16 protein-coding genes are annotated in these 18330 nt (G+C 68.7%); 12 read left to right on the top strand and 4 right to left on the bottom strand.

The features are described 5' to 3' along the window. Nucleotides 1-40: 40 nt before the first annotated feature. The 7 genes from VOI27_RS13885 to VOI27_RS13915 all read left to right on the top strand — a co-directional run bounded on the left by VOI27_RS13885 (nt 41) and on the right by VOI27_RS13915 (nt 8004). Nucleotides 41-631: a LysE family translocator gene (locus VOI27_RS13885; RefSeq protein WP_323765958.1), complete on the top strand. Its 591-nt coding sequence runs from the start codon at nt 41-43 to the stop codon at nt 629-631. A gap of 104 nt (nt 632-735) precedes the next feature. After that, nucleotides 736-2484 carry a heparinase II/III family protein gene (locus VOI27_RS13890; RefSeq protein WP_323765959.1) on the top strand — a complete coding sequence of 583 codons (1749 nt, stop codon included), beginning with the start codon at nt 736-738 and terminating at the stop codon, nt 2482-2484. Between the two features lie 18 nt (nt 2485-2502). Beyond that, entirely contained in the window at nt 2503-4101 is a 1599-nt protein-coding gene (purH, locus tag VOI27_RS13895) for a bifunctional phosphoribosylaminoimidazolecarboxamide formyltransferase/IMP cyclohydrolase (protein WP_323765960.1), read from the top strand. Nucleotides 4102-4116: 15 nt separating this feature from the next. Then, complete coding sequence (gene lspA, locus VOI27_RS13900; protein ID WP_323765961.1) at nt 4117-4614, top strand: signal peptidase II; 498 nt, start codon at nt 4117-4119, stop codon at nt 4612-4614. Between the two features lie 55 nt (nt 4615-4669). Beyond that, complete coding sequence (locus VOI27_RS13905) at nt 4670-5227, top strand: DUF3035 domain-containing protein (RefSeq protein WP_323765962.1); 558 nt, start codon at nt 4670-4672, stop codon at nt 5225-5227. An 81-nt stretch (nt 5228-5308) separates the two neighbouring features. Beyond that, nucleotides 5309-6685: a pitrilysin family protein gene (locus VOI27_RS13910; RefSeq protein ID WP_323765963.1), complete on the top strand. Its 1377-nt coding sequence runs from the start codon at nt 5309-5311 to the stop codon at nt 6683-6685. Next, nucleotides 6682-8004 (top strand): pitrilysin family protein, encoded by a 1323-nt coding sequence (locus VOI27_RS13915; protein WP_323765964.1) that lies wholly within the window; start codon nt 6682-6684, stop codon nt 8002-8004. The genes VOI27_RS13910 and VOI27_RS13915 overlap by 4 nt, the downstream gene beginning before the upstream one ends. A gap of 255 nt (nt 8005-8259) precedes the next feature. On the opposite strand, the gene dapA is transcribed toward VOI27_RS13915, so the two are convergent. Continuing rightward, a complete protein-coding gene (dapA, locus tag VOI27_RS13920) occupies nt 8260-9135 on the bottom strand; it encodes a 4-hydroxy-tetrahydrodipicolinate synthase (protein ID WP_323765965.1) in 876 nt (291 codons plus the stop codon). A gap of 142 nt (nt 9136-9277) precedes the next feature. Here dapA and VOI27_RS13925 point away from each other — a divergent pair, with 142 nt between their 5' ends. Next, nucleotides 9278-11479 carry a lytic transglycosylase domain-containing protein gene (locus VOI27_RS13925; RefSeq protein WP_323765966.1) on the top strand — a complete coding sequence of 734 codons (2202 nt, stop codon included), beginning with the start codon at nt 9278-9280 and terminating at the stop codon, nt 11477-11479. A 395-nt stretch (nt 11480-11874) separates the two neighbouring features. On the opposite strand, the gene VOI27_RS13930 is transcribed toward VOI27_RS13925, so the two are convergent. Beyond that, nucleotides 11875-12768 carry a DMT family transporter gene (locus tag VOI27_RS13930; protein ID WP_323765967.1) on the bottom strand — a complete coding sequence of 298 codons (894 nt, stop codon included), beginning with the start codon at nt 12766-12768 and terminating at the stop codon, nt 11875-11877. After that, nucleotides 12765-13433, bottom strand: a complete 669-nt coding sequence (gene mnmD / locus VOI27_RS13935) for a tRNA (5-methylaminomethyl-2-thiouridine)(34)-methyltransferase MnmD (protein WP_323765968.1) — start codon at nt 13431-13433, stop codon at nt 12765-12767. The genes VOI27_RS13930 and mnmD overlap by 4 nt, the downstream gene beginning before the upstream one ends. Nucleotides 13434-13489: 56 nt before the next feature. On the opposite strand from mnmD, the gene VOI27_RS13940 reads away from it, so the two are divergent. Continuing rightward, on the top strand, nt 13490-14521 hold the full coding sequence (locus tag VOI27_RS13940) for an FAD-binding oxidoreductase (protein ID WP_323765969.1): 1032 nt from the start codon (nt 13490-13492) through the stop codon (nt 14519-14521). Between the two features lie 110 nt (nt 14522-14631). Here the strand turns inward: VOI27_RS13940 and VOI27_RS13945 are convergent, their stop codons facing one another. Beyond that, nucleotides 14632-15255, bottom strand: coding sequence for a trimeric intracellular cation channel family protein (locus VOI27_RS13945; RefSeq protein WP_323765970.1), 624 nt, complete (start codon nt 15253-15255; stop codon nt 14632-14634). A 161-nt stretch (nt 15256-15416) separates the two neighbouring features. Between VOI27_RS13945 and VOI27_RS13950 the strand changes: the two genes are divergently transcribed. The 3 genes from VOI27_RS13950 to VOI27_RS13960 all read left to right on the top strand — a co-directional run bounded on the left by VOI27_RS13950 (nt 15417) and on the right by VOI27_RS13960 (nt 18303). Continuing rightward, nucleotides 15417-16082 carry a glutathione S-transferase family protein gene (locus VOI27_RS13950; RefSeq protein ID WP_323765971.1) on the top strand — a complete coding sequence of 222 codons (666 nt, stop codon included), beginning with the start codon at nt 15417-15419 and terminating at the stop codon, nt 16080-16082. Between the two features lie 66 nt (nt 16083-16148). Beyond that, entirely contained in the window at nt 16149-17192 is a 1044-nt protein-coding gene (queG, locus tag VOI27_RS13955; protein WP_323765973.1) for a tRNA epoxyqueuosine(34) reductase QueG, read from the top strand. A 133-nt stretch (nt 17193-17325) separates the two neighbouring features. Next, nucleotides 17326-18303: a transposase gene (locus VOI27_RS13960; RefSeq protein ID WP_323765972.1), complete on the top strand. Its 978-nt coding sequence runs from the start codon at nt 17326-17328 to the stop codon at nt 18301-18303. Nucleotides 18304-18330: the final 27 nt, after the last annotated feature.

The raw sequence follows: 18330 nt of genomic DNA on the forward strand, positions 1-18330 counted from the left end.
GTTTCGGGCGATCACGCCTGTGGCCGACCCGGAGTGAGCGATGTTCGAGACAACCCTGGCGCTGATCTTGTTTCTCTTGCCGCTGGCCTGGTCGCCGGGGCCGGGCAATTTGTTCTTTGCCGCCTATGGCGCGCGCTTCGGGCTGGCCGCGACGCTGCCTGCGAACGCCGGCTACCACCTTGCCACCTGGATCGTGACGCTGGGCCTCGGGCTGGGCTTTGCCGAGGTCAGCGCGCGGGCGCCGGGGCTGTTTGCGGTGATGCGCTGGGCGGGGGCGGCCTATGTGCTCTGGCTGGCCTGGGGGCTCTGGCAGGCCGATGCGGCCCGGGGGCCCGCGGCGCGGCGGGCGGGCGCGGCCGGCGGCGCGCTGCTCCTGCTGCTTAACCCCAAGGCCTATCTGATCATCCTGCTGATGTTCTCGCAGTTCATCGAACCGGACCGGGGCGCGCCGGGCGTGCTCTGGATCGCCACGGTCTTTACCCTCAACAACCTCTGCGCCTTTCTGGTCTGGACGCTGGTCGGGGCACGGATCGGCGCGCGGCTGCGGCAGGGGCCGGCGGCCGGGGCGGTCAACCGCGGGCTGGCACTGCTGCTGGCCGGGGTGGCGCTCTGGATGGCGGTGGCGCGGTAACCGGCGGGCCGGAGGGCGCGTATTTCAAAGGTGACTTTGCGCGCGGCCAAGGCTATGATCGGCCTCATATAACGCATGTAAAAGTGCGAACAGAGGCAGTGCAGATGACCGAGAACGACAGCTGGTCAGCGCGTCATACGCGCCTGATGCACCGCGTTCATGCGCGGCTTGCCGCGCGGGCGCGGGCGGCCACGGCGTTCGTGTCGCAGCCCGAGCCGCGCACCATCGGCAGTTTCAACCGCGGCCGGCAGCTGATTGCCGGCAACCTGATGTTCGCCGGCCACCTGATCGAGGCCAGCGATGCCATGCTCTGGGAACTCGATCCGCCCGACCAGGCCTTTGTCGAGCAGATCCACGGCTTCGGCTGGCTCGATGACCTGGCGGCGGTGGGCGATCTGCGGGCGCGGCGGGTGGCGCAGCGCTGGCTCTGGGGCTGGATCGACCACTACGGTCGCGGCAGCGGTCCGGGCTGGACACCGGACCTGACCGGCCGACGGCTCATTCGCTGGACCCATCACGCGATCTTTCTTCTGCGCGCGCTCGAGCCGGGGCCGGCGGCGCGCTATTTCCAGTCGCTGGCGCATCAGACCCGCTTTCTCGGCCGGCGCTGGCACAAGGCGGCGCCGGGCCTGCCACGCTTCGAGGCGCTGACCGGACTGCTTTATGCCGGGCTGTCGCTGAGCGGGATGGAGCGCCACGTGGCCTCGGCGCGGGCGGCGCTGGCGCGCGAATGCGCCAGCCAGATCGACGAACAGGGCGGCATCCCGACCCGCAACCCCGAAGAGCTGCTCGAGGTCTTTACCCTGTTGACCTGGGCCGCGGCGGCGCTGGAGGAGACCGGCAATGCCGTCGATCCCGAGCATCAGGCGGCCATCGCCCGGATTGCCCCCACCCTGCGCGCCCTGCGCCACAGCGACGGCGGGCTGGCGCGGTTTCACGGCGGCGGGCGCGGGCTTGACGGGCGGCTCGACCAGGCGCTCTCGGCCTCTGGCGTGCGCAAGGGGGCGCAGGGGCTGGCGATGGGCTTTGCCAGGCTGTCGGCCGGGCGCACCTCGGTGATCGTCGATGCCAGCCCGCCGCCGGCGGGACCGGCCTCGTTCAACGCCCATGCCTCGACACTGGCCTTCGAGTTGACCTCGGGGCGGCGGCCGCTGATCGTCTCCTGCGGCTCTGGCGCCTATTTCGGCGAGGACTGGCGGCGCGCGGGGCGCGCCACGCCGTCGCACAGCACTCTGGCGCTCGAGGGCTATTCCAGCGCAAGGCTGGGGCGTGAGGGCCGGGTGGGCGGCGCGCGGCGCGAGATGCTCGAGGATGCGCCAGAAGAGGTGCCGGTGGAGATCGGCCATGCCTCCGACGGGCTCAAGCTCGAGGCCGGACATGACGGCTATGTCGACACCCACGGGCTGACCCATGCGCGCATCCTCGAGATGACCTTCGATGGCCGGGGGCTGGTGGGCGAGGACATGCTGCTGGCGCTCAAGGCCGCCGATCGCAAGCGATTCGACCGGGTGCGCCATGCCGCAGGGCCGGCCGGCATCCCCTATCACGTGCGCTTTCACCTGCATCCGGATGTCGATGCCGAGGTCGACATGGGCGGGCTGGCGGTGTCGCTGGCGCTGCGCTCTGGCGAGGTCTGGGTGTTTCGCCACGAAGGCGGGCTGGAAATGACGCTGGAACCCTCAGTTTACCTCGAAATGGGGCGTTTGCAGCCGCGCGCGACGAAACAGATCGTTTTAACTCACCGGGCAATGGAGTATGCGACGCGCATTCGCTGGTCTCTGGCTAAGGCGCATGACACCGCGGTGGCGGTGCGCGATCTGGCCACGGACGACGAATACGATTTTGACAGCTGACCGCAGGACCCTGACGATATGACCGATGACCCCCGCCTCGTGCCGATCCGGCGCGCGCTTCTCTCCGTTTCCGACAAGACCGGCCTGACCGAACTGGGCCGCGCGCTGGCCGAGCGCGGGGTCGAGCTTCTGTCGACCGGCGGTTCCGCCAAGGCGCTGCGCGAGGCCGGGCTCGAGGTGCGCGACGTGGCCGATGTCACCGGCTTTCCCGAGATGATGGATGGCCGGGTCAAGACGCTGCACCCGATGGTGCACGGCGGTCTGCTGGCGCTGCGCGACAACGACGCCCATGTCGCGGCGATGGATGAGCATGGCATCGGCGGCATCGACCTGCTGGTGGTCAACCTCTACCCGTTCGAGGCGACCGTCGCCAAGGGCGGCGATTATGACACCTGCATCGAGAACATCGACATCGGCGGCCCGGCGATGATCCGCGCGGCCGCCAAGAACCACGGTTTCGTCACCACCGTGGTCGACGTGCAGGATTACGAGGCGCTGCTGGGCGAGCTCGAGGCCAATGACGGCGCCACCTCCTATGGTTTCCGCCAGCATCTGGCGCAGACCGCCTATGCCCGCACCGGCGCCTATGACGCCGCGGTGTCGAACTGGATGGCCGGCGCGCTGGGCGAGGCCGCACCGCGCCGCCGCGCCGTCGCCGGCGCGGTCAAGCAGACCCTGCGCTATGGCGAGAACCCGCATCAGACCGCGGCGTTCTACACCGATGGCAGCGACCGTCCCGGGGTGGCGACCGCGGTGCAGCATCAGGGCAAGGAACTCAGCTACAACAACATCAACGACACCGACGCGGCGTTCGAGCTGGTGGCGGAGTTCGATCCGGCGCAAGGCCCCGCCTGCGCCATCATCAAGCACGCCAACCCCTGCGGCGTGGCCAAGGGCGCGTCGCTGCTCGAGGCTTACAAGGCGGCCTTCGACTGCGACCGCACCTCGGCCTTCGGCGGCATCGTCGCCTTCAACCAGCCGCTCGACGAAGAGACCGCGCAGGAGATCACCGGCATCTTCACCGAGGTGGTGATCGCGCCCGGTGCCTCCGAGGGCGCGATGCGCGTCTTCAAGGAAAAGAAGAACCTGCGGCTGCTGACCACCGAGGCGCTGCCGGATGTGCGCCAGGGCGGCCAGACCCTGCGGCAGGTGGCCGGCGGCTTCCTGATGCAGGACAAGGACGTGGGCTTTGTCGGACTCGATGACCTCAAGGTGGTGACGAAAGTGGCGCCCTCTGACGCACAGATGCGCGACCTGCTGTTTGCCTGGAAGGTGGCGAAACACGTGAAGTCGAACGCCATCGTCTATGTCAAGGATGGCGCCACCGTGGGTGTCGGCGCGGGCCAGATGAGCCGGGTGGATTCGGCGCTGATCGCCGCGAAAAAGGCCGAGCGCATGGCCGAGGCGCTGGGCCTCGACACGCCGCTGACCAAGGGCTCTGCCGTGGCCTCCGATGCCTTCTTTCCCTTCCCCGACGGGCTGATGGAAGCGGCGGCGGCCGGCGCCACCTGCGTGATCCAGCCCGGCGGCTCGATGCGCGATGCCGAGGTGATCGCGGCGGCCGACGAGGCGGGCCTCGCGATGGTCTTCACCGGCATGCGCCACTTCCGGCACTAAGGGCAGGGGCGGCAGATGCGAACGGTGTTCTGGGCAGCGCTCTGGGTCTTCCTGCTCGACCAGGTCAGCAAGATCGTGGTGGTGCATCTGCTCGATCTGCGCACGCTGGGCGAGATCGAGGTCCTGCCGCCCTTCGTCACCTTTCGGATGGCGTGGAATTCGGGCATCAACTTTGGCCTGTTCTCCGGCCATTCAGAAGCAGCGCGGATGGTTTTGATCGCCATCGCGCTGGTCATCGTCGGCTTCGTGCTGGTCTGGGTCTGGCGCGATCCGCCGGGCCGGATCGGGCGGATCTCGGCCGGCATCCTCGTCGGCGGTGCGCTGGGCAATGTGATCGACCGGCTGCTCTATGGCGCGGTGGCCGATTTCCTCAACATGTCGTGCTGCGGCATCGACAACCCCTATGCCTTCAACGTCGCCGATATCGCGATTTTCGCCGGCGCCTTCGGGCTGGTGATCTTCACCGGATCGGACGGCGGCAAGGGGGCGCGCAAGCGGAAAAAGGGCACGTGACCTCTCTGGAACAATCCGTTAAGTCTGGGCCGGTGAGCAGGTGGAGTGACAAGGCATGACAATCCCGCCCTTTGCAAAGCGGAGCGTTTTGCTGGCGCTGGCCCTCGGGCTGGCGGCCTGTGGCGAGCGTGATATCACCCTGCACGAGCTCAGGGTGCGCGGCGATGGTCCCGAGGAATTTGCCATCGTGCCGCCCAAGCCGCTGCAGACCCCCGAGAGCCTTTCGGCCCTGCCGCCGCCGACCCCGGGCGGCGCCAACCGCACCGATCCGACGCCAGAGGCCGATGCCGTGGCGGTGCTCGGCGGTGACGGCAACCGGGTCGCGGTGCGTGGCACCGGTGCGCCGGCCAGCGACGGCGCTCTGGTCAGCTATGCCGCCCGCAACGGCGTGCAGCCCGGCATCCGCGGCCAGCTCGCCGCCGAGGATCTCGAGTTCCGCCAGCGTGCCTCGCTCTTTACCTGGCAGCTGATGCGCGAAGACAAGTATTACGACGCCTACGAGAACTTTGCGATCGACCCCTACGAGGTGCTGCGCCGCTTCCGGCTGGCCGGGGTGCGCACGCCGGCGGCGGATCCGCCGGAAGAGAACACCGATGGCCGGGTGGGCGGCTGATCACGCCCTTGTCACGCGGTTTTTCTTGAACTTACCGGGCGCGCGGCCATTAGTTAGCCTGACATCCATCAGGAGAGCCACATGCCCGGACACCGACTTGACCGATTGACCCGTCGCCTCGGCGCCTGCGCCGCCGGTCTGACGCTGCTCTGGGCCGGGGCCGCAGCCGCCGAGACGTCGATCGAGGATCAGGTGACCACCGACCGGCTCGACAACGGCATGCAGGTCGTCATCATCGAGGATCACCGCGCCCCGGTGGTGGTGCACATGCTGTGGTACCGCGCCGGCAGCGCCGACGAAAAGCCGGGCGTGTCCGGCGTGGCGCATTTCCTCGAGCACCTGCTGTTTCAGGGCACCGCCAACATGGCCCCGGGTGAGCTCAGCCGGGTGGTGGCCGAGAACGGCGGCACCGACAACGCCTTCACCAGCTATGACCAGACCGGCTATTACCAACGCGTCGCGGCCGACCGGCTCGGGCTGATGATGCAGATGGAGGCCGACCGCATGGTCAACCTGCAGCTCGGCCCCGAAGAAATCCGCACCGAGCGCGAAGTGATCATCGAGGAGCGCAACCAGCGCACCGAGAACGACCCCGCCGCGCTGATGCGCGAGCAGGCGCGCGCGGCGCAATACCTCAACCACCGCTACGGCGTGCCGATCATCGGCTGGCGGCACGAGATGGTGGACCTCGATCTCGAGGCGGCGCTGGACTACTACCAGACCTATTACGCCCCGAACAACGCGCTCTTGATCGTCGCCGGCGATGTCGCGCCAGAGGAGGTCATGGCACTGGCCCGCGAGCACTACGGTCCGCTCGAACCCAATCCTGATCTCGCACCGCGCGAGCGCCCGCAGGAACCGCCGCAGACCGCGCCGCGCCGGCTGGTGTTCGAGGATCCGCGGGTCTCGCAGCCCTATGTGACCCGCAGCTACCTTGCGCCCGAACGTGACCCCGGCGCGCAGGAGACGGCGGCGGCGCTGATGCTGCTGTCCGAGGTGCTGGGCGGCGGCCAGACCTCGGTGCTGAACGAGAAGCTGCAGTTCGAGCAGAAGCTGGTGGTCTATGCCGGTGCCGGCTATGGCGGCGTCTCGCTGGATGACACGACGTTTTCGCTGGTGGTGGTGCCGGCCGAGGGCGTGAGCCTCGAGCAGGCCGAAACGGCGCTCGATGCCGCGGTGGCCGAGTTCCTCGAAGAGGGGGTGGACGCCGAACAGCTCGACCGGATCAAGCGCCAGATCGAGGCCAGCCGGATCTATGCCCGCGACAATGTCGAGCGGCTGGCCAATGAGTATGGCCGGGCGCTGACATCCGGACTGACGATCGAGGACGTGCACGCCTGGCCGGAGATCGTGGCGGCGGTGACCGAAGACGACATCCTCGCCGCCGCGCGAGAGGTCTTTGACGACAAGAACAGCGTGACCAGCTGGCTGATGCGCCCGCAGGAGGTGACCCAATGACCGCGACCCTGAGAACCCTGGCGCTTGCAACCGCCGCGCTGGTGATGGCGGCGCTGCCGGCCCGCGCCGAGATCGAAATCCAGGAGGTCGAGACCCCTGGCGGCATCACCGCCTGGCTGGTCGAGGAACCCTCGATCCCCTTTGTTGCGCTGGAGCTGCGCTTCAAGGGCGGCGCCTCGCTCGATGCGCCGGGCAAGCGGGGGGCGACCAACCTGATGACCGGGCTGCTTGAGGAAGGCACCGGCGAGATGGACGCCCGCGGTTTTGCCCGCGCGCTCGAGGGGCTGGCGGCGTCGTTCGACTATGACGCCTTCGACGACACCATCTCTGTCTCGGCCCGGTTCCTGACCGACACCACCGACGAGGCGATGGCGCTGCTGCGTGGCTCGATCGTCGAACCGGCCTTCAACCAGGTGGCGATCGACCGGGTCAAGGCGCAGGTGCTGTCCGGTCTGGCCTCGGATGCCAGCGATCCCGACCGCATCGTCAGCCGCACCTTCGACCGGCTGGCCTTTGGCGATCACCCCTATGCCACCTCCTTCAAGGGCACCCGCGAGAGCGTTCTGGCGCTCAGCCGCGAGGATATCGTGGCGGCGCATCAGGCAGCCTTCGCGCGCGACCGGGTCTATGTCAGCGCGGTCGGCGACATCTCGGCCGAGGCGCTTTCGGCGCTGCTCGACACGTTGCTGGCCGACCTGCCCGAGACCGGCCCCGCGCTGCCCGGCGCGGCGCCCTTCCTGCTCGAGGGCGGTCTGACGGTCGAGCCTTTCGACACGCCGCAATCGGTGGTGCTGTTCGGTCACGAGGGCCTTGAGCGCGACCACCCGGATTTCCTGGCGGCCTATGTGATCAACGAGGTCTTCGGCGGCAGCGGGCTGACCAGCCGGCTGATGACCGAGGTGCGCGAGAAGCGCGGGCTGACCTATGGCGTCTATTCCTACCTGGTGCCCAAGGATCACGCAGCGCTGGTGATGGGCTCGGTGGCCTCTGCCAATACCCGCGTGGCCGAGACCATCGCGGTGATCCGCGACCAATGGGCCCGGCTGGGGCAGGAGGGGCTGACGGCGGAGGAACTCACGGCGGCCAAGACCTATCTGACCGGCGCCTACCCGCTGCGGTTCGACGGCAACGGCCCGATCGCCAATATCCTCGTGGGCATGCAGATGGACGGTCTGGGGCCGGACTACGTGACCGAGCGCAATGCGCTGGTCGAGGCGCTGACGCTGGACGAGGTCAACCGCGTGGCGGCCGAGCTCTATGATCCGGAAGCGCTGCATTTCGTGGTGGTGGGACAGCCCGAGGGGCTGGAGACGCAGTAGCGGGGCGGCCGTAGACGGGCTTGCGCGGAATCAAGGCCGCAGGCCGCCGCGCATCGCCGGCGCGCCCCCACGCGGCGGCGATTTGGCTGCGCCAGGCGTGACATCGAGAGGGTCTGCGGGTTTGGCCACCATAAAGTGGCAGCCATGAACGGCGGATCGCCACCGCGCGCGCCGGCAATGCGCGGCTCCGCACCAAGAGTAAAGGCCCGGCGCGATCGCTCGCAGCCGGGCCATTCATTCGACGCTCTGGAGCGCCTAGTTCAACAGCCCCGCATGCCGCAGCCCGGCGTCGATCCGCGCCCGTGTCGGCTCGGTGACAGGCATCAGCGGCAGCCGCACTTCGTCCTCGCAGAGCCCCAGCCGCGACATCGCGTATTTCGCGCCACAGAGCCCGGGCTCGGCAAAGATTGCCTGATGCAGCGGCATCAGCCGGTCCTGGATCTCCAGCGCCTTGGCGTAATCCCCGCCGAGACAGGCAAGCTGAAGCGCGCTCGACAGCGCCGGCGCCACATTGGCGGTGACCGAGATGCAGCCGACGCCGCCCTGGGCATTGAAGCCATGCGCGGTGCCGTCCTCGCCCGAGAGCTGGACGAAATCCCGGCCGCAGGTGATCCGCTGCGCCGAGACCCGCGCGAGATCGCCAGTGGCATCCTTGACGCCGATGATGTTCTTCAGCTTGGCCAGTTCGCCCATGGTGGCGGGCAGCATGTCGACCACCGAGCGCGGCGGGATGTTGTAGATGATGATCGGCAGGTCGACCGCCTCGGTAATGGCGGTGAAATGCGCGATCAGCCCGGCTTGCGTCGGCTTGTTGTAATAGGGCGTCACCACCAGCGCGGCATCGGCCCCGACCTGCTTGGCATGGCGGGTCAGGCGAATCGCCTCGGTGGTGTTGTTCGACCCGGCCCCGGCGATCACCGGAATGCGGCCGGCGGCGGCCTTGACCACCTCGGTCACCACCAACTCGTGCTCGGCATGGGTCAGGGTCGGGCTTTCGCCGGTGGTGCCCACGGGCACAAGACCGTGGCTGCCCTGATCGACATGCCAGTCCACCAGTTTTCGCAGCGTCTCCAGATCGACCTCACCGTTCTTGAACGGCGTGACCAGGGCTGGCAGGGACCCTTTGAACATGGTGACGCTCCTTTTCTTTCAACAGGCGGCCGCCGGGGCGGAACGCAGGTCCGCCGCTGTCATCATCGTGAGTTGAAGGATGCGGCGGACAGGTTACATTCTGGATCGTGTCTATTCCTTTTCAGAACAGAAATTGCAAGTGATGATGCGTGCCCTCCTCTGCCTGCTCGTCGCGGCGGCTTCGCCCGCTGTCGCCCAACCCACTCCTGACGGCGCCGTCGCACTCGACGTGACGACGAGCCTGCGCCCGCGGGCGCGAAGTTCCGGCGCCCAGGGCGATGCCGAGCCGGCCGCCGCCGCCGAAGACGCGCCGGCGGTGGTCGAACCCGAGGCGATCCCGGCGGGCGAGGATGCCGCCGTGCCCGAACCGCTGGAAGAGCTTGACGAGGACCTTGCCGGCCTGCGGCCGCGGGTGCGCCCGCAGGGTCTCGACACCGAGCCGCTGGCAGCGCGGGTGCCGCCGGTCGATCCCGGCTTCAAGGCCGCTCTCGCGGCCATGCGCGACGGCCGCTGGGACGAGGCCTTCCGCCGCGCCGGTCCCGAAGGCTCTGCCGCGCGCGACGTCATCCTGTGGCATTTCCTGCGCGGCGGCAGCGGCAGTTCCGGCGATGTGATGGCCTTCCTGCGGCGCAGCGGCGACTGGCCCGGGCTGGCCTACCTGAGGGAAAAGTCCGAGGACACCATGGCCGACGCCCCGGTCGAGGACCGGCTGGCGTTCTTCGACGGCCACGAGCCCGAGACCGGCACCGGCGCTCTGGCCCTCGCCCAGGCGCTCGAAGCCAGCGGCGAGACCGGCGCAGCGCAGGCCGGCATCGTCAAGGCTTGGCGCACCCTGGCGCTGTCTGACCGCGAGCAGGCGCTGTTTCTCGACCGCTACGGCCCCCTGTTGAAGCCGCATCACGAGGCGCGGCTCGACCTGGCGCTCTGGGAAGGCTGGGAAATCAACGCCACGCGGATGCTGCCGCTGGTTTCTTCGGGCTGGCAGAGGCTGGCCAACGCGCGGATGGCGCTGCGGGCGCGCAACGTCAATCCCGATCCGCTGATCGCCGCGGTACCGGCGGCGCTGGCCGATAACCCGGGGCTGGCCTATGAGCGCTATGAATGGCGGATGGCCAAGGGCCTGCGCGACAGCGCCATCGAGCTTCTGCTCGAACGCTCGACCAGCCCGGAGAGCCTGGGCGAGCCGGAATACTGGGCCGGCCGCCGCCACAGCCTGTCGCATCGTGCCATGCGCAATGGCGACCCCGGGCTGGCCTATCGCATCGCCGCCACCCATCACACCGTCACCGGCCGCAATTTCGCCGAGCTGGAGTGGCTGTCGGGCTACCTCGCCCTGCGCTTCCAGAAGGACGCCAGCCGCGCGCTGGCGCATTTCACCCGCTTCAAGGGCGACGTCTACACCCCGATCTCGCTCGGCCGCGCCGGCTATTGGCTGGGCCGGGCCTATGAGGCGCTGGGCAATGCCGATGCCGCCAAGGGCGCCTATGCGCTGGGGGCCGCCTATCAGACCAGCTTCTACGGGCTGCTCGCGGCCGAGCGCGGCGGCTTTCCGTTCAACAGCCAGCTTGGCGGCTTCCGCCCAGAGGCCGACTGGCGCGAGGCCGCGTTCACCAAATCGGGGGTGCATGAGGCGGCGATGCTGCTCTTGGCCGCCGGCGAAGGCTGGCTGGCCGAGCGGTTCTGGACCCATCTGGCCGAGAGCCAGGACGAGGACAACCTGCACCTGATGGGCAAGATGCTCGAGGATCTGGGCCAGCCGCATATCGGCATCATGCTGGGCAAGCGCGCGGCGCAGGACGGTCGCGAGATCGCGGCGCCCTATTATGCCGTCCACCCGGTGGCGCAGCGCGACCACCCGGTGCCCACCGAGATGGTGCTGGCAATCGCCCGGCGCGAGAGCGAGTTCGACCACACGGTGATCAGCCACGCCGGCGCGCGCGGGCTGATGCAGGTGATGCCGGCGACGGCGCAGCTGGTGGCACGGCGGGTGGGGCTCGACTACAGCCAGTCGCGGCTGACCAGCGACTGGGTCTACAACTCCCGGCTGGGGGCGGATTACCTGCGCGGGCTGGCCGAGGATTTCGACGGCAACGTGATCATGATGTCGGCCGGCTACAACGCCGGTCCCGGGCGGCCGCGGAGCTGGAAGAACGCCTATGGCGATCCGATCAAGGGCGAGATCGACATCATCGACTGGATCGAGATGATCCCTTTCAACGAGACCCGGAACTACGTGATGCGGGTGTCGGAAAGCCTGCCGGTCTATCGCGCCCGGCTGGGCAAGGATCCGCACCCGGTGCCGTTCTCGCAAGAGCTGGTAGGATCGACGGTGCTGCCGGAGTGAGGCTTCGGCAGCCTGCGGGCTGTGAGAGTAGGTAGGGCTGGTGCCTGATAGATGCCGCGCACGGTGTGCCGGGCCAGCGGTTGCCCGCGGGGGGCACTCTGCCGGACCAGTCTGCCAAGTGGTCCCGGCAAAGCCCGTAGAACCTCTGATCGGAGCGCTTTGGGCAGCCAAAGCGGCAGCCCGTCACGTCAAAGGCGTGCCAAAGGTAACAGGCGCAGCTTCGCTGCGACGGGGCTGGCCTCGCGCACTTTGCCTGCAAGCTGCTGTCGGCAGGGGTTTGGCATGCAACTGCCGAGAGACCAGCGGGCTGCGCCCTTGTTGCAGGCCTGTCATGACAGCGTCGGCCTGAAGAGCGACCTGCCGTAGGGTGGGTTTCCAACCCACCGCCCCGACCGTCAACCCTGCGCCGCCCGACGCGCCGCCCGTGTCCGTTGGCGTTCCCGCCACAGGGTGAACAACCCCGCCCCGACAATCAGCGCCGCGCCAACCACCACCGTGGCCCGCAGGTCCTCGCCAAAGACCACCAACCCGATGGCCACCGCAAAGGGCATCTGCAGATAGGCAAAGGGCTGCACCGCGCTGGCCTCGGCCACCTCGTAGCATTTGATCATGGTGTAATGCCCGGTCACCCCGGTGACGCAGAGCGCCGCCATCCAGACCCAGTCGCCGCCGGTCATCGGTTCCCAGAACCAGACGCCGATCGCGGTCATCACCACGCAGCCCACGGTGCCGGTCCAGAAAAACGAGGTCTCGGCCGTGTCGCGCCGCGCCGCATAGCGGTTGAGCAGCGAATAGAGCGCGAACATCGAGGCCGCCAGCAGCGGGATCAGCGCATAGACCGAGAACACCCCGGCCGAGGGGTTGATGATGATCGTCACCCCCACGAACCCCACGCCGATCGCCAGCCAGCGCCGCCAGCCGACGGTTTCCCCCAGCACCGGCCCCGACAGGGCCGCGACCAGCAGCGGGTAGCAGACAAAGACCGCGTGGCTCTCGACCAGCCCGAGATAGGTGAAGGCGGCGACCATCACGCAGATCTCCAGCGCCAGAAGCACGCCGCGGAACCCCTGCACCAGCGGTTGCTCGGTGCGCGCCACGCCGCGGACCCCGCCCCGCCTGCGGGCCGACAGGGCGATGACGAAGGCGGCGAAGAACCAGTAGCGGATCATCACCACCATCAGCACGTTGTATTCCGACGCCAGATGGCGGCTGATCCCGTCCTGCACCGCAAAGACGAAGGTGGTGGCCACCATCAGCCAGATGCCGCGCACCGTGTCGTTCTGGGTCATCTGGTGGCCTGCGTCATGTGGCGTTTGCGGCCGAAGCCGGGAATGCGCGCGACGGTGAACCCGCCCTCCGCCAGCGCTCGGCGCACGTGGCCGGCGGCGGTGTAGGTCGCCGCGGTGCCGCCCGGCGCGGTGTGGCGCGCGACCTCGGCCAGAAGCGCCGCGCCCCAGAGCTCTGGGTTCTTGGCCGGCGAGAAACCGTCGAGAAACCAGGCGTCGGCGGCCCCCTGCCAGTCCGGCAGGGTCTGTCGCGCGTCGCCGGTGATCAGGGTGAAGTCGAGATCGGCGGTCTCGATGCGGGTGTCGCCGGCCTGCCAGTGCGGCGCCAGTTCCGCCGCGAGATCGGCCAGCTCGGCAAAGGCGCCCTGGGCTGCGATCATGTCGTCGGGGGCCATCGGGAAGGCTTCGAAGCTGGTGAAAAGCAGACGGCCCGGCGTGCCGGCGGCGCGAAACGCCTGCAGCGCGCAGAGCAGGTTCAGCCCGGTGCCGAAGCCCAGCTCGGCGATGTGGAAACCGTCGGCAAAGCGCGCCGGCAGGTCGTTGCCGGCGAGGAAGACGTGGCGGGTCTCGGCCAGCCCGTTGTCGAGCGAATAATAGGGATCATCGAAGCGGGTCGAGACAGGCACCCGCCCGTCGCGCCATTCCAGCTCTGCGCTCTGGTCTGTCATTTTCGGCTGCCTTAAGGGTTTCCTCCGAGGCCTAATGCCTGACGGAGGGGTATGCAATGGACGACGTGACAGTGCGCGGGGCGGGCGTGTTCGGCCTGTCGGTGGCCTGGGCCTGTGCCCGGCGCGGCGCAAAGGTGCGGGTGATCGATCCCTTCGGGCCGGCGGCGGGCGCCTCTGGCGGCATCGTCGGCGCGCTGGCGCCGCATGTGCCGGAGAACTGGAACGACAAGAAGGCGTTTCAGCTCGAGAGCCTGCTGATGGCCGAGACCTTCTGGGCCGAGGTGGCCGAGACCGGCGGGCGCGATCCCGGCTACCTGCGCTCCGGCCGCTTGCAGCCGCTGGCCGATGCGCGCGCGGTGGCATTGGCGGAGCAGCGGGCTGAGACGGCGGCAGCGCTCTGGCAGGGCCGGGCCGAGTGGCGGGTGGTCGCGGCGGCGGATTATGGCGATTGGGCACCGGCCTCGCCCAGCGGGTTCCTGGTCGAGGACACGCTGAGCGCCCGGGTGCATCCGCGCCGGTCCTGTGCGGCGCTGGTGGCGGCTTTGGTGGCCTGCGGAGTCAAGGTGATCGCCGAGGGCGCGGACCGCGGCACGGTGATCTGGGCTACCGGGGTGGCGGACCTTGAGGCGATGAGCCGGGCGGCGGGTCGCAATCTTGGCAACGGGGTGAAAGGGCAGGCGGCGCTGCTGCGCTACGCGGCGCAGGACCGCCCGCAGCTTTTTGCCGACGGGTTGCATATCGTGCCGCATGGCGATGGCACGGTGGCTGTGGGCTCGACCTCGGAGCGGGAGTATGACGACCCGTCAGCCGTCGACGACCAGCTCGAGGCGGTGATCGCGCGGGCGGTTGCGGCCTTTCCGGTGCTGGCGGGGGCCGAGGTTGTCGCGCGCTGGGCCGGGGTGCGGCCGCGGGCGAAGAGCCGCGCGCCGGTGCTGGGGCCGCATCCGCTGCGGCCGGGGGCGTGGATTGCCAACGGCGGGTTCAAGATCGGCTTCGGCATGGCGCCGCTGGTGGGCGAGGTGATGGCGGACCTTGTGCTTGAGGGCCGTGACCGGGTGCCGGCGGGGTTTCGGCCGGAGGGGGTGTGAGCGGAGGCGATGTGAGCGGGTCCGGTGGGTCAACCGCCGATGCCACCGTGGCATGATGCGGGGAGGACGTCCCGGATCAGGTCCGGGACGGCGGTGCGAGCGGGGCGGCGCTATTTCTCCCGCGGTGGCCGGCTGCGGTAGACCGGCAGCGACCAGCCCCAGCGCAGGCTGCCGGCGCGCAGCGCCCAGGTGACCGCGGCACATCCCAGAAGCGCGATGTCGCTGCCGAGACCCAGCGCCAGCAGCACCAGCGCGGCGCCGGAGCCGGCCAGGGCCGCGGTGGCATAGAGCTCGCCCTGGCGCAGGACCACCGGCACCTCGTTGGCCACCACGTCGCGCATCAGCCCGCCGAAAGTGCCGGTCGTGACCCCCATGATCAGCACGATCAGCGCCGGCTGCTCGAGCGCCAGCGCCACCCCGGTGCCCGAGGCCACGGCGACGGCCAGCGCGAAGCTGTCGAGCCACAAAAGCCAGCGCAGCCGGCTTTCCACCAGATGCGCGGTGAAGAAAACCAGGAAGGCGGCTGCACAGGCGGTGGGGATGATGCCGGGATCGGCGATCCAGAACACCGGGTTGCGGTCGAGCAGCAGGTCGCGCAGGGTGCCGCCACCGACCGCCGTCAGGCAGGCGAGAAAGGCAAAGCCCACGATATCGAGCTGCGCCCGGCTGGCGGCCAGCGCGCCGGTCAGGGCAAAGACCGCCACGGCGGCATAGTCGAGAAGGCTCAGGATCATGCGGATGCCTCCGTTGCGGCCCGGCTGTCGACTGCAGCCATAGCTGATCCTGACCCCATCCGGAACCGCGGCCGATTGCCGATCCAACCGCTGGGTGGTTGAACTGGCGGCGCATGTGCGGCAAAGAAGTCGAACACTCCCCCTTAGGACACTGCCCTTTCATGGCCAAGCTTTATCACGTTCCCCTCTCGCCGTTCTGCCGCAAGGTGCGTCTCAGCCTTGCCGAGAAGAAGATCGAATGCGAGTTGGTCGAGGAACGCTACTGGGAGCAGGAGCCGGATTTCCTGCGCCGCAACCCGGCCGCCAAGGTGCCGGTGCTGCGCATCGACGGCAAGACCATGGCCGAAAGCGCCGCAATCTGCGAATGGCTGGAAGAGAAGTACCCCGAACCCTCGCTGATGCCGCGCTCGGCCGATGCGCGCTATGAGGTGCGCCGTCTGGTGGCCTGGTTCGACGACAAGTTCCACCACGAGGTGACCTCGAAGCTGCTCTACGAGCGGGTCAACAAGAAGGTGCAGGGCAAGGGTTTCCCCGACAGCAAGAACGTCAAGGCCGGCGCCAAGGCGATCAAGTATCACCTCGATTACCTGACCTGGCTGCTCGATCACCGGCGCTGGCTGGCTGGCGACGTGATGACCCTGGCCGATTTCGCCGCCGCCGCGCATCTGTCGTCGCTGGACTATATTTCCGACGTCGACTGGAACCGCTCGGCGGTGGTCAAGGACTGGTACGCCAAGATCAAGTCGCGGCCGGCGTTCCGCCGTATCCTCGCCGACCAGGTGCCGGGGTTTCCGCCGCCGCGACACTACAATGACCTGGATTTCTGAGACCCGGCAGCGGTTTCGGGGGCGCTGCCCCCGGACCCCCGGAGTATATCGGGCAAGATGAAGACCATGGAGGCGCTCAAGCAGGAGCTGCGGCGCGAGGCGCAGGCGGTGGGGTTTTCGGCCTGCCGGGTCTGTCGGCCTGAGGCGGTGCCGGAGGTGGCTGAGCGTCTGTCGGCCTTTCTGAAGGCCGGCTATCACGGGCAGATGTCCTGGCTGGCGGAGCGGGCGCATTGGCGCGGCGATCCCGCGGCCCTGTGGCCTGAGGCACGCTCGGTGATCATGCTGGCGGAAAATTACGGCCCGGCGCATGATCCCCTGGCGGTGCTGGGGCAGCCGGACCGGGCGGCGATCTCGGTCTATGCGCAACAGCGCGATTACCATGATGTGGTGAAGAAGCGGCTGAAGCGGCTGGCGCGCTGGCTGATCGCCGAGGCCGATACGGATCCGCCCGCTCAGGTGAAGGTCTTCGTCGATACCGCGCCGGTGCCGGAAAAGCCGCTGGGACAGGCCGCGGGGCTGGGCTGGCAGGGCAAGCATACCAATCTGGTGAGCCGCGATCTGGGGTCGTGGTTCTTTCTCGGCGCGGTGTTCACCACGCTGGAGTTGCCGGTGGATGCGGCTGAGGTCGATCATTGCGGGTCCTGCCGGAAGTGCCTCGATGTCTGTCCGACGAAGGCCTTTCCGGCGCCCTACCAGCTCGACGCGCGGCGCTGCATTTCCTACCTGACGATCGAACACAAGGGACCGGTGGACGCGGCGCTGCGGCCGCTCCTCGGCAACCGGATCTACGGCTGTGACGATTGCCTGGCAGTCTGTCCGTGGAACAAGTTCGCCGAACGCGCGGCGGAGGTGAAGTACCACGCCCGCAACGATTTGTTGGCGCCGGACCTCGGGGAATTGGCAGGTTTGGATGATGCCGGGTTCCGGGCGATGTTCTCCGGCTCTCCGATCAAGCGGATCGGGCGCGGGCGGTTTGTCCGCAACGTGCTTTATGCGATCGGGAATTCCGGTGAAGGGCGGTTCTTGCCGGTGGCGCGGGGGCTGTGCGAGGACGGTGACCCGGTGGTGGCGGATGCGGCGCGTTGGGCGGTGGGACGTTTGAGCGGCTGAGCATGGAGGTCCCTGTCTAACCAGTTTTCTGTATAATGGAGGTGCGGACGGCATCCCGTGAGGTCCCTGGGCAAGAGCCCGTGTGCCGGATTGGGAGCCGTCCGCATTCTTGGTCGTCAGCCTGAACGGTTGATTGGGGCTGCGCAAACAGACCCCGTACAGACAGGGACAGGAGGCTATCATGCATCACTTCATCGTCGGAGTCGACGTCTCGAAACAGCGTCTGGATGTCTGCGGACCGGGCGGCGCGCCCCGCCAGATCGCCAACCAGCCGGCGCCCCTCGCGGCCTTCGCGCAGGACCTGGCGCAGCGCCGCGCCTTTGTCGTCTTCGAGGCCACCGGACGCTATTCCTGGCCGCTGCGCGATGCGCTTGAGGCCGCCGGCGTGGCCCATCACAGCGTCAATCCGGCGCGGGCGCGGCACTTTGCACGGGCCTGCGGGATCATCGGCAAGACCGACCGGGTGGACGCGCAGGTCCTGAGGGCGATGGGCGCGGCGCTGGACTTGCCTCCGAGCCTGCCGCCGGGCCCGGGACGGCGGCAGCTGAAAGCGCTCGCCACCCGGCGCCGGCAGCTTGTCGACATGAAAACGCAGGAGAAAATCCGCCTGCACGAGATCGAGGCCTTTCTGCGCCAGGGGCTCGAGCGGCACATCTCGCAGCTTGCGCAGGAGATCGCCGCGCTCGACGCGGAGATCGCCCGCGTGACCCGCCGGGACCCGGACCTGGCGGCCGAGCAGGCCCTGCTCCTCAGCGCGCCGGGGGTCGGTCCGGTGGTGGCGGCGGGCCTGGCCTCGGATCTGGCTGAGCTCGGTCACCTCGACCGCCGCCGGATCGCGGCGCTTGCGGGCCTCGCGCCGATCGCGCGCGACAGCGGCGCCAGAACCCCGGCGCGCAGCATCGGCGGCGGGCGGCCGTACCTGCGGTCGCTGCTCTACCTGGCCGGGCTGCAAGCCTCCCGCCGCTGCCCTCGGTTCATCGCGTTCCGGGCCCGGCTTGAGGCCGCAGGCAAGACCGCGAAACAGGCCATCATCGCGGTCGCCCGCAAGCTGCTGACGATCCTCAACGCGATGCTGCGAACGGGCAAACCCTTCGACCCGAAAACCGTCTGACACGCGGTGACCGATTACGGTTGCCGG

The sequence above is a fragment of the Marinovum sp. genome, assembly GCF_034669705.1.
GTDB lineage: Bacteria > Pseudomonadota > Alphaproteobacteria > Rhodobacterales > Rhodobacteraceae > Marinovum.

Excerpts from the sequence above, each read along its gene's own strand:
- queG (WP_323765973.1), top strand. The coding sequence starts at position 16,149 with ATGGAGGCGCTCAAGCAGGAGCTGCGGCGCGAGGCGCAGGCGGTGGGG.
- dapA (WP_323765965.1), bottom strand. The coding sequence starts at position 9,135 with ATGTTCAAAGGGTCCCTGCCAGCCCTGGTCACGCCGTTCAAGAACGGT.
- mnmD (WP_323765968.1), bottom strand. The coding sequence starts at position 13,433 with ATGACAGACCAGAGCGCAGAGCTGGAATGGCGCGACGGGCGGGTGCCT.
- VOI27_RS13940 (WP_323765969.1), top strand. The coding sequence starts at position 13,490 with ATGGACGACGTGACAGTGCGCGGGGCGGGCGTGTTCGGCCTGTCGGTG.
- purH (WP_323765960.1), top strand. The coding sequence starts at position 2,503 with ATGACCGATGACCCCCGCCTCGTGCCGATCCGGCGCGCGCTTCTCTCC.
- VOI27_RS13945 (WP_323765970.1), bottom strand. The coding sequence starts at position 15,255 with ATGATCCTGAGCCTTCTCGACTATGCCGCCGTGGCGGTCTTTGCCCTG.
- VOI27_RS13890 (WP_323765959.1), top strand. The coding sequence starts at position 736 with ATGACCGAGAACGACAGCTGGTCAGCGCGTCATACGCGCCTGATGCAC.
- VOI27_RS13925 (WP_323765966.1), top strand. The coding sequence starts at position 9,278 with ATGATGCGTGCCCTCCTCTGCCTGCTCGTCGCGGCGGCTTCGCCCGCT.
- VOI27_RS13930 (WP_323765967.1), bottom strand. The coding sequence starts at position 12,768 with ATGACCCAGAACGACACGGTGCGCGGCATCTGGCTGATGGTGGCCACC.
- lspA (WP_323765961.1), top strand. The coding sequence starts at position 4,117 with ATGCGAACGGTGTTCTGGGCAGCGCTCTGGGTCTTCCTGCTCGACCAG.
- VOI27_RS13950 (WP_323765971.1), top strand. The coding sequence starts at position 15,417 with ATGGCCAAGCTTTATCACGTTCCCCTCTCGCCGTTCTGCCGCAAGGTG.
- VOI27_RS13910 (WP_323765963.1), top strand. The coding sequence starts at position 5,309 with ATGCCCGGACACCGACTTGACCGATTGACCCGTCGCCTCGGCGCCTGC.
- VOI27_RS13905 (WP_323765962.1), top strand. The coding sequence starts at position 4,670 with ATGACAATCCCGCCCTTTGCAAAGCGGAGCGTTTTGCTGGCGCTGGCC.
- VOI27_RS13885 (WP_323765958.1), top strand. The coding sequence starts at position 41 with ATGTTCGAGACAACCCTGGCGCTGATCTTGTTTCTCTTGCCGCTGGCC.
- VOI27_RS13915 (WP_323765964.1), top strand. The coding sequence starts at position 6,682 with ATGACCGCGACCCTGAGAACCCTGGCGCTTGCAACCGCCGCGCTGGTG.